The sequence below is a fragment of the Bacillus sp. Medicinal_06 genome, from assembly GCF_056711665.1.
Genome location: NZ_JBWYHD010000001.1, coordinates 501561 through 518434 on the forward strand (window position 1 = coordinate 501561; position 16874 = coordinate 518434).

Here is a 16874-nt window from a genome sequence, read left to right on the forward strand (position 1 = left end):
TAATTTTGGAGGTGAAACCATGGCCCTCTTTGCTTCTCCATCATTATGTATCATTGCTATGATCTCTTTCGCATTATCTTACTTTATAGGCGTTAAACAGTATACATGGCTCTTATCTGGGTTTAACGAAAAGCGTGTACAAGATAAACATAAACTAGCAAACATAGTTGGACTTTACAATTTAAGTGCAGGCGTCGTTGCAACAATTGGTAGCGTCTTCACTACACCAAATACACAAATTATTGTTCCTATTATTATCGTTGGACATGTTGTATTGGCCGCTTACGTAAATACGAGAATGGTTCACTAATGCTTCTAAAAAGAAAAAAGATAAGCAAATTTGCATATGCTTATCTTTTTTCTGATTCCCATTCACTTAAGTATAATGGCATATTAAGTTATGACTCTGTTTATACGGTTATAAAGCATCCACATATTCCTTCGCTTCAAGCAATGAATAACCAAATGCTTCTCGCGCTTTCTTAATCGCTGCGATTGTTTTTCCATCTCTCACAAGCTGCCTTAGTTCATGGTTAATTTCAGGCTCTACCTCTCTAATTCCCATTTGTTTTACGATTAACTCTAATCTAGTTTCTATACGCTTTAGTCTAGCGTCTGTTCTTTTTTCCATACTTTTTATCTTTTCCCCAATATAAATGATACCAAAAACAACTATTGGGAGTATCATCAAAAAATCCATATGCTCATCTCCTTATCATCTATGTATTCCGTATCAATCCTCTCAATTCAAATTTTACCATAAAATGTATTTTTCATAATATCGTTATTATATTCATACGAAGGAGAGCATTTCCCTAAAACCTTTATGTCCTAATAGATATGTTACATACTCCTTGTCTATTTATCTCAATTTGTTTTTCATGATCAATCTCTATCATTAACGGATGCACTTCTGCATCTACATCCGAAAAAAACTACCGACGCCCCGATGGTCCTAATAATAAGTAGACTCCTTTTTCTCCCATAAACTGAAAACCATCACGTAACGCTTCTCCGTCTCTTACTGGAATCCCATATTCTATCAATTGGTTCCCTACTGCGAGAACTTGATCTGTCGTCATACTCATTTCACTTACATTCAATATAGAATGAACCGAAAAAGGCTCATTACTTTCTGGATATATAGTATGCCTAGAGATAAACTCTACAATATTCCCTGAAGGATCCATAAAATAGAACGAATGTGCATTCAATCGTGAAAAATATACTTCATCCTCTCCATCTTCTATATTTAAAACGACCTTCTTTTTTGCCCATTCTTTCGCTTCAGAAAACTGATTGGACGGAATATTGAAAGCAAAATGATAAAAAGGTTTGGTATTCGAATTACTTTTTCGAAATTCTAATTCACTCTCTCCTACTTGAATGCTAAAACTCACTTCACTACTATGTAATAACTGAAAACCCAATGTATGTAAATAGAATTCTTGCATTTCTTCTAATGCTTGAATGTTTAGAATCACTTTATTTATCAACATCATAAACTCCTCCTTCTATTCTAATTCTATATTCAAATCATATAATTAATAACTTAATTTTACAAATAATTGAATTAATAAGAAAATTAAATTATAATTAGAACCAAGTATTAAAACTTAGTAATAAAATAGGAGGTATTGATATGAAATCAAAAGCACGAATTACAGCTGTTGGGACTTATGTACCCGAGAAAGTTCTATCAAATGAAGATTTATCAAATTTTGTTGAAACGACAGATGAATGGATTGTACAGCGAACTGGTATGCATGAGCGTAGAATCACTTCCCCTGACGAATTCTCTACAACTTTATGTATCAGGGCTGTCCAAAACTTAATCGATCGATTTCATGTTTCTATTGATGATGTTGATTTAATTATTGTCGCAACTGCTACACCAGATTACATGTTTCCCAATACCGCTAGTCAAGTTCAGGCTCATTTTGAAATACCTCATACAGGCGCAATTGATCTAAGTGCAGCTTGCGCTGGATTTGTATATGGATTAATTGTTGCCAACGGTCTCATTACTTCAGGTACTAACAAAAAGATACTTGTGATTGGCGCTGAAACTCTTTCAAAAATCACAGATTATAGCGACCGCACTACTTGCATCCTATTCGGAGACGGCGCTGGTGCAGCTCTTGTAGAATACGATGAAAACAACCCTAGTTTTTTAGGAACTCATATGGGATCAAAAGGTTCTGGCGGAATCAACTTATACCAAACTGCCTTATCCAAAACCATGAATGGAACTCCATTACAAGACACCCCTTACCTTGTGCAAAACGGACAAGCGGTTTACAAATGGGCTGTAAACACAGTTCCGCAAGGCGTACAACAATTACTAGAAAAAAATCATTTAGATGTAACAGATGTTGATTGGTTTATTCCGCATAGCGTTAATTTAAGAATGATTAAATCCATTTGTGAACGAACTGGCATTTCTCTCGATAACACACTCATGAGTCTACAATATTGTGGAAACACTTCGGCTGCTTCCATTCCGTTAGCACTTGATATCGGATTAAAGGATGGAAAAATCAAGAATGGTGATACTTTACTTTTATACGGATTTGGCGGAGGACTTGTACATGCGGGACTCATTTTAAAATGGAATATATAACAGAAAGGCTGATGTCTTATTACATCAGCCTTTTCTATTCCTTATATTGTATAATGGACGTAATACTAAAAAGGAGAGTAATCATATGGCACTAGGAACATTACATATATATGAAAGAATGAAGGAATATTCTGTAACTGGACTAAGCTTAGCTATGATTCGTGACGGAAAATTAGAACACATTGAAAGCTTTGGCTCACTAGAATCGGGGACAGCTAGAGAAGTGAACATAAATTCTATTTTCAACGCTTGTTCCATAAGTAAATTCCTTACAGCGATGCTCGTATTGAAATTAACAGACCAAGGAATACTAGATTTAGATGATGATGTAAATAATAGGCTTACCTCATGGAAAGTTCCTGAAAATCAATTTACTTTTGATAAAAGAATTACATTACGAAATCTATTAAGTCATCAATCAGGAATTATAGATCCACCTGAAAGCTTTGATATATATCATTCTGCAAAAGGTAACCCTACCATTCTTCAAATTCTTCAAGGTCACACATCTTATTGCCCAGTCCCAATTGAAATTCAACATGAACCAGAAAGTATCTTTCACTATTCAGATGCTGGATTTTGTATTATAGAACAACTCATAGAAGACGTTACTGGAGAACCTTTTGATCTATTATTACAAAAATTCATATTTAAACCTTTACATATGAATAATAGTACACTAGACTTTCCTAAGCAAACGATCACTAATAATCGTTTCGCTTGTGGTCACGATAGAAACGGACATGTGGTAGATGGAAAGTATCCATCTTATCCATATTCAGCTGCTGCAGGAGTTTGGTCAACTCCAACTGATTTAGCCGCTTTAGTAATAGAAATCATCCAGTCTTTACAAGGCAATAGTAAACTCGGTCTTTCCTCAAAAATAACAGAAGAAATGATTTCTCCACAAGGTTGTTCAAGGTGGACTGGATTAGGTGTATTTCTGGACAACCCAAATGAAGAAATAGAAATTTCGTCACTTGGCTGGGGCGTTGGATTTCAATGCATGATGGTTGCATATCCTTATAGAGGTACTGGCGCTGTCATTATGACGAATTCAGATTTAGGTGTTCATCAAAATGAAGGAATGATTGGAGAGATTGTTAACTTATTAGGACTATAAAAAATTTGGTGAAAAGATTATAATAAAAAAGCTAGCAAAAGACTAGCTTTTTTCATTCTGACAAGTATAGCAAGATCTAATACTACACAGCGTGCAGAGCATTCAAAGCTGATTCTTCATCTGTTAAAAAGAATACTGCCTTTCCTTTATTGCATTCATATATAAAATCCGCTAGACTTTTACTATTATATACACTAAAGTCCCCAACAATAGCCAATTTCACTCCATAGTTCATATATTTTTGCAATATTTCACCCGCTAGACGAGTTCTTAAGTTGAAAAATTCCTCTGTAATATTTATTTTGTGAATCAATATTTTTTGGCAATCATGCTCATAATTGATGGATGCCATTAAGTCTAATGCCCCTTGTACATCCTCTATTACGATATCAGTACTTTCTATAATAGCAACTTTAGAATTTTCTTTTTCATGAACACGTATTTTCATTCATATCCCCACCTAACATTTTCTATCAAATTACCATTCCGATTTTTTCTTTATATAATATTTTTAGCTACGATTTTCAAGTGCTCAGGCGCAATAATCTCTTTTATACTTTCTTGAAAGTCCTCATAAAGCATTTCCTCAAGGTGCTCAAGTGATACTTCAAGAGGTGTACACTCTAAACTGTCAATGTTTAATAAAGAATAATGTTCTTTTTTCTTTATTACTAAATATTGATTTTCTTCTGTTATAAGTAAGGAACCTAATCGAACTCCCAGTAAACGCCGATCATCAAATTTCACATTGTATCCCTCGCTTTATTCATAGATATACTACAGAAACCTTTTTACATAATTAACCAAATATATATTTGCTATAAATCTATCACATATCACTCCAAAAGAATACATCTTATTCTCTAAAGTACTCTTAACTCTCCATATATTTCGGTATAAAAAACTTTCTCAACATATAGAGATCAATTTTTTGTTTTCGGAATTGTCAGAATACGATATAATAAATGTAATCAAGTTTGACCTCTCCTAATTGATGTACATATATTTTGATCGGTACAATTTGTTACCGATCCTTTTTTTTGTTTATGAAAGTTCCTCCCCTTCCCTTTCAATTATTGAAAATACAAATTCTGCATCTCGTCCCACCCCGCAAAGAAGCGCGGACCCTCTTTGATGCTGCCAAGGTAATCCAATATAGTATAACCCTTGCACCCCACTTATCCCCCTAGTATGAATCGGTAGTCCTGCTTGATTCAATGCTCCTTTCACTTCAATCCACTCATAATTTGGTATGAACCCTGTGGACCATACTATATTCTGAATATGGCATGTACTACTATCTGAAAAAACTACTTTATCCTGTAATGTACTTATGACTTTTGGTTTTACTGTTATCCCCCCATTACGGATGAGCTCCTTGCATTCAAAACCAAATATAGGATCTTTCCGATTCTGAAACCACCTTCCCCGCCTTGTATCAGTTCCAGCATATAATAGGCCTATTTTTTCAATCCAAGCAAAAATACTTTTCCCCATTATTTGTAGCGGAAAAAATGTAAGAGGATGGCTCACTGCAATTGTAACGTCACGAGACTGTGCAATTTCTACTGCGATTTGTGTACCAGAATTCCCCCCTCCTACTACAAGAACTGATCCCTCTGGAATTTGCTTTGGTGATTGATATTGTGAAGAATGAATTTGAAAGATATCATTTGAAAGGTTTTGAGAAACGGAGGGAATGAAAGGTCTCTGAAAAGCACCTGATGCAATAATAACTCGTTTAGATTGTAAAATTTCTTTAGGGGTATATACTTCAAACCCTTTCCCCTGCTTTCTTATTTTTGAAACATTCATATTTAACCTCACTGGTATGGAAAACTGTTTCGTATACGCTTCTAAATAATTGGCAATTTCATCTTTAGTTGGAAATCCATCTTGCTTTCCAGCTAATTTCATACCCGGCAGTGCACTATATGCCCTTGGTGTAAACAATTGTAAAGAATCGTATCGCTTTCTCCACGAATCGCCAGTTCTCTCTTCTCCATCTAATAAAACAAAGTTATAGTTTCCTTTTTGCAAATAATACCCCATAGCTAAACCTGCTTGACCAGCTCCTACTATAATTACATCTAACATTTTTTTATTCCCTCATTTCATCTTACATAACATATAAATATTTGCTCATATGTTCATATGTTTAATTTCATCATATACTTTTTACAAATCAAGGGAAATAACACCATTTATAATTGAATTATACACAAAAAAGAGACACCTAATAATTAAGAAATTTCTTCATCATCAAGTGTCTCTTTTTTATTTATAAACATCCGCCCCAAGCTCTTTTAAAAAATCTAAATTTATCACTTCAAAATACCCCTTATTCTTTCTTATTACACTTTTATCACAAAGGGTATTTAATGTTCGCAATAAATGCCTATAACTTGTTCCTAGCAATTCCGACGTCTCCGTTAAATTCCCATTAAATATAATTTTTTGTTCATTATGAGAAAAGCTTTCTCCAGTTGCAAGAATGTAACTTGCTAGTCTATTCTCCAGAGGATATAGTAAATTAATTGTGCTATTTTTAGAAAGTCTATTTAACTTATGAGATAAGGAACCACAAATATACCGTAAAAAAGTTGCATCCTGAAGTAACCTTTCTCTCACCTTTTCTAAAGGGATTCCAATGCAATAAGAATCCACCATCACTTGTACATTTGAAGCTGTTTTTTGGGAGTGAATTAACTCTACATCCCCCAATACTTGCAAGCTATCATAAAAACATAACAATACAGACTTCCCGTTACTTAATGTATTATAAGCCTTTGCTTTTCCTTCAACAAAGAAATACAGATAGTGAATATCTTCATTCTCCTTGCAAATATGTTCATTCTTTTTAAAGAGTAATAATTCCATATATGATTTCATGTCATTGCTAAAAAACGATTCAATATTATTCTGCTTCACAAACTCATCTAACTTATATGAATTACATATTTTCTTCATACATCCCCCACCCTTATAACTCATTTTCATTATAAAGAAAATTTCTTCCTTTCACTATGACATATGTCATAGTAGCTCACGATTTAATCATGATACATTACATATAAATTTATAAGGGGGAAACATCATTGTATAACTTACTTTCCATTATTATAGGTGCTCTTATTGCCATTATGATTCCTTTAAATGGGATCTTATCTGAAATAACAGGTAACTATATGTCTAGTGTACTAATTCATATTGTCGGGTTATTTGCCATTGTCATTGTTTTACTCGCTAGTAAATCTAAGCTTCGTATGCAAAAAGGGATACCACTTTATCTTTATAGCGCAGGAGCCATTGGTGTATTTACTGTACTGTTTAGTAATATAAGCTTCACAGCGCTTGGCGTCTCTATCACAATTGCATTAAGTTTACTCGGGCAATCCGTTTCTTCTATTATTATCGATCATTTCGGCTTATTAGGTATGAAAGTCGTGAAATTTGAAAAGAAAAAAATATTTGGATTACTACTGATTTCTTCAGGAATCGTTGTAATGACTATTTTTTAACGGAGGATAGAATTATGTTATATATTTGCATCGCCATACTCGCTGGAATCTCTATTGTAGTTGCAAGAATTATTAATGCTAACTTAGCAGCAAAGATTGGAATTTTCCAAGGAACATTTTTTAATTATATTACGGGATTGTTTTTTTCTTTTTTATTTTTACTCTTTAGCAATGAATCTCTTTACGTATCAACTGTAACATTACAATCTATACCGTTTGTAGTGTATTTAGGAGGTTTAGTAGGTGTTATTGTAATTGTGTTATCAAACTATATTACTCCTAAAATCTCATCTTTCTATTTAACGTTATTGATTTTTGTAGGGCAATTATTTATGGGAGTTATAATTGATTTTTTCGACTCAGGTGATGTGTCTATCGGCAAAATAATCGGGGGCTTTTTAGTGTTACTTGGCCTAACTTATAATTTGCTACTGGATAGGACGTATGAACCTATGAAAAATAGTAGGATGCAGCTCTAACAACAGATAGAGTGATGCTTTAATCATTGGGGCATAATTACCTGTTAGTGCAAGATAAAAAACAGAGAGAGATGAGTTTATCAAGACCTAAATTAAAAAAAGATAAATAAATTAAAGGGGATTACATATTTTATATGACTAATATGTAATCTTCTTTCTTATTCAACAATCGCGCCCGATTGTTGAATATGCTTATTGAAGAAAAGCACCCCTTTACTTTAAGTACAGGACTTCACAATCTTTTTTTACGGCTCATTAAACTCAATTCCTATTGTGTTGTACATGCAAAAAGACGCCTTCTTATTTAAGAAAAGCGCCCGACTGTTAAACAATGAAATATGCGAAAAATCTCTCTGCAAATACGTTCTAATTTATTTGACTATCACACCCGTTTAGCCATCCATAAAGCAGGAAAATCACCCGCTTCACCATATAGAGAATGTAAAGGAGTCTCACACCTTCAATACTGCTTCTACGACTGGGCGAGGAATGTCGCTGAATTATGGTGCTTTAGGACCAATCAACGCCGCCCCAAGAGGATTGCAACTTTCGCAACAGAACAATTTGGCCGAGATGATATGTATCGTGCATCATGATATTGCTGAGTAAACGCTCAATAGAGTACCTGTTAGCTGCATACGGAGCTTTTAACTTTTCATCGTCAAGGTCCGCAATGACCGTTTTTAATTTATTCATGACTTCATTGAGGCGCTGCACTGTCTGGGCCCACCCAATTTCGTCTTCTGGATCCCCCGGATTTCCAAAGGTTTCTTCATTGTCTTCTGCCTTATGCGGATTCTCTGTTACCTTGATTCGATGGATTACATCTTCATTCCAAAATATCAAGTGGTTGACAATCTGCCAAATCGAATTGCTGATTCCCGAACTTGTCCATGCTGCCTCAGCTGCGCTGACTCCATGAAGCGCCTGATCCATAGATGCAAACCAATCATTCTCATGACAATGCATGTCGAGTTGTTCTAAAAACATTTTGGTTACAACTTGCATACAACCAATCTCCTCACTGTTTAGTGTAATCTTTCAAAGTTAAAAGACAAGAAAAAATCCGACTATAGTATAATTAATCGGTCCTAAAATAGAAAGAATAATCCCATCTATATCCCCACAGAAACATCGATAAAAAGTTGTTTATACTATACTAACCCTCGGTATTACTGCAACAACGAATGCCATTAATAATGTCACTTAAAATGTACAGAATACGGGTTCAAATGAGTAGCATTCAATGCCAAAGAAGAGGGGTTAACCTAATGAGTCTTCTTTATCCTTCTCTACTTACCTGCCCCGTTAGTTTAAGTAAAATACTTCACAAACTATTCACTATACCAATTACGTTTTATTCCGTAATCTGGCCCGATTTCGGAATAATGATTTAACTTAGTTGCCACCATATTAATTCCTGAAAATCCACCGTTTATTGAATGATCAAAATCTCTTATTACGATATTAGATATTTTTCTTTGAAGATGGGACTTAATTCACTCCAAACATCAAATTTATTACCATCTAAATCATAAAAAACAAAGTTCTTTCCAGTGTGTCCTCTGTTCTCGATTTCTCCAACTTTTATTTCTTTTTTAATAAAATCACTATGAATTGATTCAAGTGCATTTAAACCATTAACTTCAAATGTTAAAGAGAAGCGCTCTTCATCACAAAAATCATAAAAATTTAAGCTTTGATTTGCTTGGGATTTAACAAGAAAAAAACTTTGGTTTGCAAAGTTAAGAATAGCTTTGTCTTCTTCTTTATGGCTTAACTCTGCACCTAATTTGTTTACATACCATTTTGAAGAGAGTTCTATATTGGTAACAGGAATATAAATAGTTCCAACCCTCAATAATTTATCTTTCATTCTACTCTCTCCTTTCAGTAATTCAAATAGCATTAATAAATATATTCTCTTTTTATGTACCTATTGCCTTTAAAAATCCCACAATTTTCTTTATGATGTTTCTTTAGTTCCACAAACTTGCTTCATTAACTTTTCTATCATGTCATTTTGTACTTCTTCATTTTGGTAGAGGTAGTCATAAAAGTTCGCTATAACGGTAATTGTATGATTAATTGTTTTTTCCGTTCGCTTTGCTTTCTTTTGTTGAAGAGGAGTGACATTTGAACTCTGATTGGGGCTTCTTAACCACCCCACAAATTCAACTAAATCTTCGAATCTAATAAACTTGTAATCTTTGTTTATTTCTTCTAAGTAGGTATAAAAATGTTTTAAGGAATAACAATATGTTTTTTTGAGTATTAGGTCTTTTTCTTGTCTTATCTAAATACTTTATATATTTCATAACAGGCATTACAGGGAATCCTTCTTGATCCAGTAATATGTATATTTTGTTGTTATTCTCTATGAGAACCTCTTGTATCCTCATCGCACTTCACCCCTAAAAAATATTAACGCTCGGTCTAAAGACCTCACTACGCCTCCCGCTATGGGCTACGTCCTCCGTTTGAAGTGCACATTATTTTATGAATATTCTATACATACCGAACTATATTTTCAATGTCTGTATAACTAATCTAATATGTATAAGAAAAGAGGATATATGCTCATATATTGAACATAATATCCTCTTCTTAGTTTAGTCTATTTAACTATGCCTCTCTCTGTTTTTTATCAAACTATATCCTTACTACTATAGATTAAAACACCACAAAAAAAGGTTGCTCTTTTTCATCTAAACTTTTTACGATTCTCTCTTTAAAATTTGACCACGTCACCATCTGTAAAGCCTCTTCAACCGTAAAGAATCCGACTTCTAAACTCTCATTACTTGTTTCCAACTTACCACCTATCGGTTTTGCTAGCCAACAAGTCGCACAAACACCTGAACTTAGATTTTGATATATACCACAAAATCTTGTCACATGAATATCAATTCCTGTTTCTTCTTTCACTTCCCTAATAGCAGCGTCTTGAATGGATTCTCCTTCTTCAACCTGCCCTCCTGGTTGCTCCCAACCCCTACGCGGGCCACGAATTAACAGGATCTTTCCCTCGTCGTTTACAACAACTACCCCCGCTGAAACATAATGCTTTGGATTACTCATACGAACACCTTCCCTTCATTCATTCGTACTTTCCAGATTATTAAATAGTAAATTTACTGTTGGGTTAGAGTGTGTGAAAAAAGATGAACCAAAACACTCTATTCTTCTGTTCAATACCTTTCATCAAAATAAATACCCTTTAACTATAATAATAGCTAAAGGGATATAACAGTACGACTTTATTCAAACGCCACAATCGTAAATAGAAGAACCATTAGCCTATCAATGCAACTGATTTGGCGATACAAGAAATAAATTGCTGAATAAATTCATCGATTTCAGCTTTTGTAATAATATAAGGGGGAAGTAAACGAATAACATTCCCTTGTGTAACATCGACTAACATTCCTTTATCCAATAATTCTAATTGTAGTTTTTTTACATTTTCATTCGTATCATGAATACTAATTCCAAACATCATCCCACAATGACGTACTTCTTTTATGAGATAAGAGTTTTCCTTCTGAATTTCTTGAAGTTTAGTATTTAAATATAGTGACATTTCATAAGACTTTTCCATTAAACCATCGTCAATTAATGTTTTTAATACAGCTAAACCTAAAGCTGTACCAATCGGTGAATGTGCAAATGTCGTTCCATGATCGCCTGGTGAGAATATATCATAAAGTCGTGAACCTACTATTATCCCTCCTAACGGTGTACCGCCACCTGCTCCTTTACCAAATTGAATAATATCAGGTATAATATCAAAATGCTGATAAGCGAACAATTTTCCCGTTCTCCCTATCCCACTTTGCACCTCGTCAACAATAAATAACAAATTATACTGTCTGCAAAGCTCTTCCACACCCTTTAAATATTCACCCGACAAAGGATATACCCCGCCACTTCCTAATACTGGCTCTAGCATAATAGCAATTGGATTTTCCTTGCGTATCGTTCTTTCTAATTCCTCTAAATTTTCTCGTTCCACTTCATATATAGGAATAGACGTGCGTGGAAAATTTTGATATATACTTTCTTGTCTCGTAAAGTGAAGAGCACCTAATGTACGTCCGTGAAAGCTTTCTTTAAGTACAATCACACCATCACGTTCTTGATTTGTTATCTGTCTGTACTTGTGGATTAATTTTAAGGTTGCCTCAGTAGCCTCTGCACCAGAGGTTGTATAATAGACTTTCCCGTTCTTTAAAGAATGTTCCACTAATTTTTGTGCGTACTCAATAGCTGCTGGGTTTAAGAAATGAAAGGGAAGATGTAAACATCTCGTACTTTGTTCAAAGGTAGCTTTTATAAGATTAGGATGATTGTAGCCTAATATATTCACTCCTACACCAGAAAATAAATCCAAATATTCTTTACCATTCACATCATAAAGCTTACAACCTTCTCCCTTTTCTATAGCAACAGGCATGCGGTGATACGCCGATATTACATATTCTTTATCTAATTGAGACCAATCGGTCATGCATAATTCCCCCTAGGTGTAATCATAGTATCTTTACATTTTCTAACACAAAAATTCGGTACAACTTCTGAATTGACTACACCGTCATCCGATTTACATGTTAGAAAAAATATATGAGCATAGAATTTTTGTTTATTATCCTTTTCAATAATCTTATATATTTAGCGAATGATAGAAAAAACGAGATACTTTTTTGTTCATACAACTATCAGAAACTTTTTGTATTCACATGGACCTACATAAACTGAGTAACTAAAAACAATGATTTTATCGTAATTTTCAGTTTATAAATCGCGTTTAAACAGTATTAACGCGATTAAAACCTTCGCACCGTCTAACCCGTAAGGATGTTTCAATAATGGTATCCAATAGCTTGCTATAAGAGATTCCCGCCGCATGGGCACTTTTAGGCAGCAAGCTATTTTTTGTCATCCCCGGCAATGTATTCACTTCCATCACATACGGGATTCCGTCTTGTATCATCATATCTACTCTCGCATAAACACTACATTTTAGTGTTCGATAGCACGCCATTGCAGCTTCAGCGACACGTTCATATGTTGCAGGTGGAAGTTCTACAACCTCTTCAATCGTAGCGACATCATCGTATTTCGCATGATAATCAAAAAATTCAGCCGCATGTTGAATCGAAATAATCGGTAAAAGCTCTCCATCCAAAATAGAACATGTAATTTCTTCACCTTTTATATATTTTTCAATCACGATTTCAGCATCCCACTTGAATACCTCATCAAGGGAAGCAAGTAACGACTCCTTATCATATACAAGCTTTACTCCTACGCTAGAACCACCTGCGTTTGGTTTGACTACTAATGGGTATCCCATCTTGTCGATTTCATCAAGCTGAAGCTCTTCCCTATTTGAAAGATGAATCCAATCTGGTGTTTGAATCCCGTCATAACGAATTATCTTTTTCGAAAGATTTTTATCCATACAAATACCGCTTGCTAGCATGCCGCTTCCGGTATATAGAACACCTAGCGTTTCTAGTGTACCTTGAATCGTGCCGTCCTCCCCATATTCTCCATGAAGTGCTAACAATGCAATATCAAGATTACTTCCCTTTTCAACAAGCTCGTTTTTATTATTTAATGTAATAGGCACTATTTCATACTTACTCTTATCCAAATGCGCAATCATTTCTTCCCCCGTCATGAGAGACACTTGTTTTTCAGAGGACACGCCTCCCATAATAACGCCAACTTTCATTTTTCCAACTCCTCATATTCATTTTTCAACGTATCACCGATTATCTTAATTCCATTAAGAATATCTTCCTCTTTTAACCTGGAGAACCCTAACCGAAATGTATTGCTTCCCTTTCCATCTGTGTAAAAAACATCTCCAGGAGAAAAAACAACTCCTTTTTCATAACATTTTTTCAAAAGTGTACGTGCTTGTATTCCTTCTTCTAACTCTATAAAAAGATGAAGTCCTCCATCTCCAGTCATTCTTTTAAATGGAATGTACTGATTACAAGAACGAAGTGCTAGTTCATATTTTTTCTTATAAATGGCCTTAGCTTTTTTCAAATATTTTTCAAAATAACCATCTTGTAAATATTGATACAATACAGCCTGATCCAATGTGGATGTATGAATATTACGTGCCCTTTTCATACTTTCCAAGTAGTGGATTAATTTCTTATCTGCTAAAATCCAACCGACACGTAAGCCCGGGAAAAGAACTTTTGAAAAACTGCTAATATAAATAACATTGTTCCCGGGTCCAGAAAAGGTCAATAACGGCGCTAAATGTGAACCTGAATAACGCAACTCCTCATTAAAGCCATCTTCTACAATTGGAATTTTATATTTTGAAAAAAGCTTCATCATTTCAGATCTTTTTTCGGAGGAGGTGACAATCCCAGTAGGATTATGGTAGGAGGGAATTAGATAGGCAAAATCAAAATCTGTTTCAGATAAACTTTTCTCAACTTTCCCAATATCAATCCCATCATCCTTCATCTCTATCCCATGGATTTCATATCCATGTAATCGAAACAGCTTTAATGCTGTATGATGGGTAGGATTTTCACAAATAATACGCCCTGATTTTTTAACTAAGGAAGACAATAAAATATCAAGCCCCTCAGTGAAGCCGTTCGTAATGAGAATATCTTTATTGGAAATGTCTACTCCTTTCATTTCCATATAATGAAGAAGATAATGAATTAAAGGTCTATAACCTTTGGCATACCCGTAGTTCAAAATGATATCTCCTTCATTGGATAACCTCGTCAAAAAAGCTCGTTTAAAATTTTCGACATCGAAAAGCTTTTCATCTGGGGCAATGCTATTAAACGAAATCATACCTTTTTCCCAGCGAATACCGTGCTTCATTAAATCCAATTCATCAGCTTGAAAAGTTACTTCATTAAGCTTTTCTTCCCAATTTAGCTCGATAGACGGCGTTTTGGATGCATCGACTTTCCCTACAAAATTTCCTTTTCCCTTTATCGCATAAATTAGGCCTTCTTGCTCTAAATCTGCGTACGTGGTAAGGATGGTCGTTCTGCTAACCGATAATAATTTGCTTAATTCTCGGGTAGATGGGAGCTTCTGATGCTCCAATAGTTGGCCTTTCATAATCATTTTTTTCAAATGATCCTTTAATTGAATATAAACTGGGCGGTTGTCTCCAAACTCAAAATCATTAAACACTTCCTTGCCCTCCTTACCATCATTTTCACATAATTATATCTATCTCAAAAGGTCCACTACATATGTATTTTCTTTCACTAGTGGTATGGTTAAAAACACCATTTAGACAACTTTTTTTACAAACATCATGAGTTTATTTTACATCTAATTTATAATAGGAAACCCTATATCTCATTTTAAGAGCCGTTGAACATCCTAAGCAAGCCTTAGTTGAAGCGATTCGAGTAATGAAACAAATAGGGTTTCCCGAGAAACATTTTTGGGCGTACAAAGAAATATACGAGTTCATACAGAAATAAGGACAATTCTTAGAAAATACACTTACTACAATAAATATGTATTTATACTTACATAAAACCTGACACGAATACGATATAGAAGTCGTTTAAGATAGGTTTTTGAATGAGTAATCACGAACTATTAATAGTAAAAAGTTTATCTTAAGGAGGATTCATAAATGAAAAATGTAATGACAAGTGATGGTGTTACTTTACATATAAGTAAAAGTGGACAAGGAATACCTTGCATTTTCTTACATGGAGGACCTGGTTATTGGAGTTATCCTTTTGAACAAACAGGTGGTTCTCTTTTAGAAAACTTTATGGAAATGCATTATCTTGATCAGCGAGGTTGTGGTCACTCTTCACTTGCTCCAGAGGGAGACTACTCATTAAAAAGGCTACTTTTAGATTTAGAGGAAATAAGACAAGAATTAAATATAGACAAATGGATTGTAATGGGGCACTCATTTGGCGGTATTTTAGCTAGTAACTACACGAAGCAATACCCTAACAGTGTCTTAAGTTTAATCTTGATAAACTGTACACTAAACAAGCGAGAATCAAACCTGCACCAAATGAACATAGGACGAAAATGGTTAGGGAAAGAAACTGTATTGGATACTTATGAGTCTATCGAGTCTTTCTATCAAGATTTCTTTGCGATTGTTGAAAAGTTACTAGAAATGAGAAAATATTACGATTTGCAGTTCATGGATAGAAAAAATCATAAAATCATTGAAGACTTAGATAAAGAACTGAAACATCGCCCTGATTTTCGTAACTATGTACACGCATCTCCTGAATTCTTTAAAGATTATACTCAAATCACGAGTGAAATTTCTGTACCCACTCTTGTAATGAACGGAAAATATGATGATGCTATCGGACCAGATCATTATAAGAAATTTAAGTTCCCTCATATGTCCATCGCTACCTTAGAAACTAAACACCATCCTTACTTAGAAAATCAAGAAGAATTTAAGAATGTAATTCGCGATTTCGTATTGAATATGCCTCTACTAAAAACAATGGAAAGTTAGTAAAAAGTGCTTTCATATACAGAAAGCACTTTGAGTCTACAACTATTTTTTAATAGTTTATTTTTCTATTTATATACAATAAATAATCATGTTAATGATTTTAATTATGTGATTCACCTTCGCCTTTTTGAATTGCTACTTTTTTAGGCATGAAACATGCAAAAATTAATGCCACAAAAGATAAGAATAACATAAATACATAGGCATCACTTGAACTAAAGATAGAAGACAGTTTCGCTAGTTGCATAGCTGAAATATTTCCATTTTCCATAGATAACTCCGAAGCATGAGAAGTTGCTTGAATTGTATACACCGTGATGACAACTGCGGTTCCGACAGCACCTGCTAATTGGCGAATGGTATTATTTACTGCTGAACCATGCGAACCCAATTCTCTTGGTAAAGCATTCAAACCTGCTGTATTTAAAGGCATCGAAATGAAACTTAATCCAATTCGTAACATAATGGTACGAACCATTATATACATATAAGTTGTCGATTCAGTCAAATCAATTACACCCCACATCGAAATAATGATAAATAATTCCTTCGACAACTGTTAATCCCCCAACTCCGGAGTCTAATACACCTATTACGGAATTTTTATTAGCCA

Annotated in this window: 17 protein-coding genes and 3 pseudogenes; 6 read left to right on the plus strand and 14 right to left on the minus strand. The window is 34.3% G+C overall.

From position 1 onward, the window contains the following. Nucleotides 1-19 precede the first annotated feature (19 nt). A complete protein-coding gene (locus tag AC1M36_RS02675; RefSeq protein WP_336452397.1) occupies nucleotides 20-310 on the plus strand; it encodes a DUF3784 domain-containing protein in 291 nt (96 codons plus the stop codon). 108 nt (nucleotides 311-418) lie between these two features. Here AC1M36_RS02675 and AC1M36_RS02680 read toward each other — a convergent pair whose 3' ends face one another. Continuing rightward, on the minus strand, nucleotides 419-700 hold the full coding sequence (locus tag AC1M36_RS02680) for a hypothetical protein (protein ID WP_336452398.1): 282 nt from the start codon (nucleotides 698-700) through the stop codon (nucleotides 419-421). Nucleotides 701-824: 124 nt separating this feature from the next. Continuing rightward, a pseudogene (locus AC1M36_RS02685) lies at nucleotides 825-1499 on the minus strand (VOC family protein). A 143-nt stretch (nucleotides 1500-1642) separates the two neighbouring features. On the opposite strand from AC1M36_RS02685, the gene AC1M36_RS02690 reads away from it, so the two are divergent. Continuing rightward, on the plus strand, nucleotides 1643-2623 hold the full coding sequence (locus AC1M36_RS02690) for a beta-ketoacyl-ACP synthase 3 (protein ID WP_479845567.1): 981 nt from the start codon (nucleotides 1643-1645) through the stop codon (nucleotides 2621-2623). Nucleotides 2624-2708: 85 nt separating this feature from the next. Further along, nucleotides 2709-3746 carry a serine hydrolase domain-containing protein gene (locus AC1M36_RS02695; RefSeq protein ID WP_336452400.1) on the plus strand — a complete coding sequence of 346 codons (1038 nt, stop codon included), beginning with the start codon at nucleotides 2709-2711 and terminating at the stop codon, nucleotides 3744-3746. A gap of 82 nt (nucleotides 3747-3828) precedes the next feature. Here AC1M36_RS02695 and AC1M36_RS02700 read toward each other — a convergent pair whose 3' ends face one another. The 4 genes from AC1M36_RS02700 to AC1M36_RS02715 all read right to left on the minus strand — a co-directional run bounded on the left by AC1M36_RS02700 (nucleotide 3829) and on the right by AC1M36_RS02715 (nucleotide 6716). After that, nucleotides 3829-4194, minus strand: coding sequence for a DUF4180 domain-containing protein (locus AC1M36_RS02700; protein ID WP_336452401.1), 366 nt, complete (start codon nucleotides 4192-4194; stop codon nucleotides 3829-3831). A gap of 50 nt (nucleotides 4195-4244) precedes the next feature. Beyond that, entirely contained in the window at nucleotides 4245-4493 is a 249-nt protein-coding gene (locus tag AC1M36_RS02705; RefSeq protein WP_000666954.1) for a hypothetical protein, read from the minus strand. A gap of 297 nt (nucleotides 4494-4790) precedes the next feature. Further along, nucleotides 4791-5843: a flavin-containing monooxygenase gene (locus tag AC1M36_RS02710; protein ID WP_336452402.1), complete on the minus strand. Its 1053-nt coding sequence runs from the start codon at nucleotides 5841-5843 to the stop codon at nucleotides 4791-4793. A gap of 180 nt (nucleotides 5844-6023) precedes the next feature. Next, complete coding sequence (locus tag AC1M36_RS02715; RefSeq protein ID WP_479845568.1) at nucleotides 6024-6716, minus strand: cyclic nucleotide-binding domain-containing protein; 693 nt, start codon at nucleotides 6714-6716, stop codon at nucleotides 6024-6026. 128 nt (nucleotides 6717-6844) lie between these two features. On the opposite strand from AC1M36_RS02715, the gene AC1M36_RS02720 reads away from it, so the two are divergent. Both AC1M36_RS02720 and AC1M36_RS02725 read left to right on the plus strand, forming a co-directional pair. Next, nucleotides 6845-7267, plus strand: coding sequence for a DMT family transporter (locus AC1M36_RS02720; RefSeq protein WP_479845569.1), 423 nt, complete (start codon nucleotides 6845-6847; stop codon nucleotides 7265-7267). A gap of 14 nt (nucleotides 7268-7281) precedes the next feature. Beyond that, complete coding sequence (locus tag AC1M36_RS02725; protein ID WP_479845570.1) at nucleotides 7282-7746, plus strand: DMT family transporter; 465 nt, start codon at nucleotides 7282-7284, stop codon at nucleotides 7744-7746. A gap of 510 nt (nucleotides 7747-8256) precedes the next feature. On the opposite strand, the gene AC1M36_RS02730 is transcribed toward AC1M36_RS02725, so the two are convergent. From AC1M36_RS02730 to pdxR, 7 genes and pseudogenes are all read right to left on the minus strand, one after another. Beyond that, nucleotides 8257-8754, minus strand: coding sequence for a DinB family protein (locus AC1M36_RS02730; protein ID WP_034642114.1), 498 nt, complete (start codon nucleotides 8752-8754; stop codon nucleotides 8257-8259). Between the two features lie 451 nt (nucleotides 8755-9205). Continuing rightward, complete coding sequence (locus AC1M36_RS02735; protein ID WP_336452406.1) at nucleotides 9206-9622, minus strand: VOC family protein; 417 nt, start codon at nucleotides 9620-9622, stop codon at nucleotides 9206-9208. Between the two features lie 114 nt (nucleotides 9623-9736). Next, a pseudogene (locus AC1M36_RS02740) lies at nucleotides 9737-10148 on the minus strand (site-specific integrase); the annotation flags it as partial. A 271-nt stretch (nucleotides 10149-10419) separates the two neighbouring features. Beyond that, a complete protein-coding gene (locus AC1M36_RS02745; protein WP_431613171.1) occupies nucleotides 10420-10827 on the minus strand; it encodes an NUDIX hydrolase in 408 nt (135 codons plus the stop codon). 214 nt (nucleotides 10828-11041) lie between these two features. Beyond that, nucleotides 11042-12256, minus strand: coding sequence for an aspartate aminotransferase family protein (locus tag AC1M36_RS02750; protein ID WP_336452408.1), 1215 nt, complete (start codon nucleotides 12254-12256; stop codon nucleotides 11042-11044). Nucleotides 12257-12553: 297 nt separating this feature from the next. Continuing rightward, the gene (locus tag AC1M36_RS02755; RefSeq protein ID WP_336452409.1) at nucleotides 12554-13486 is read right to left on the minus strand and encodes a D-alanine--D-alanine ligase; all 933 of its coding nucleotides are present in this window, start codon (nucleotides 13484-13486) and stop codon (nucleotides 12554-12556) included. Next, complete coding sequence (gene pdxR / locus AC1M36_RS02760; protein ID WP_479845571.1) at nucleotides 13483-14940, minus strand: MocR-like pyridoxine biosynthesis transcription factor PdxR; 1458 nt, start codon at nucleotides 14938-14940, stop codon at nucleotides 13483-13485. The genes AC1M36_RS02755 and pdxR overlap by 4 nt, the downstream gene beginning before the upstream one ends. Before the next feature lie 457 nt (nucleotides 14941-15397). On the opposite strand from pdxR, the gene AC1M36_RS02765 reads away from it, so the two are divergent. Beyond that, the gene (locus tag AC1M36_RS02765) at nucleotides 15398-16261 is read left to right on the plus strand and encodes an alpha/beta fold hydrolase (RefSeq protein WP_479845572.1); all 864 of its coding nucleotides are present in this window, start codon (nucleotides 15398-15400) and stop codon (nucleotides 16259-16261) included. A 100-nt stretch (nucleotides 16262-16361) separates the two neighbouring features. On the opposite strand, the pseudogene AC1M36_RS02770 reads toward AC1M36_RS02765, so the two are convergent. After that, nucleotides 16362-16799 (minus strand): annotated as a pseudogene (locus tag AC1M36_RS02770) (MFS transporter); the annotation flags it as partial. Nucleotides 16800-16874 lie beyond the last annotated feature (75 nt).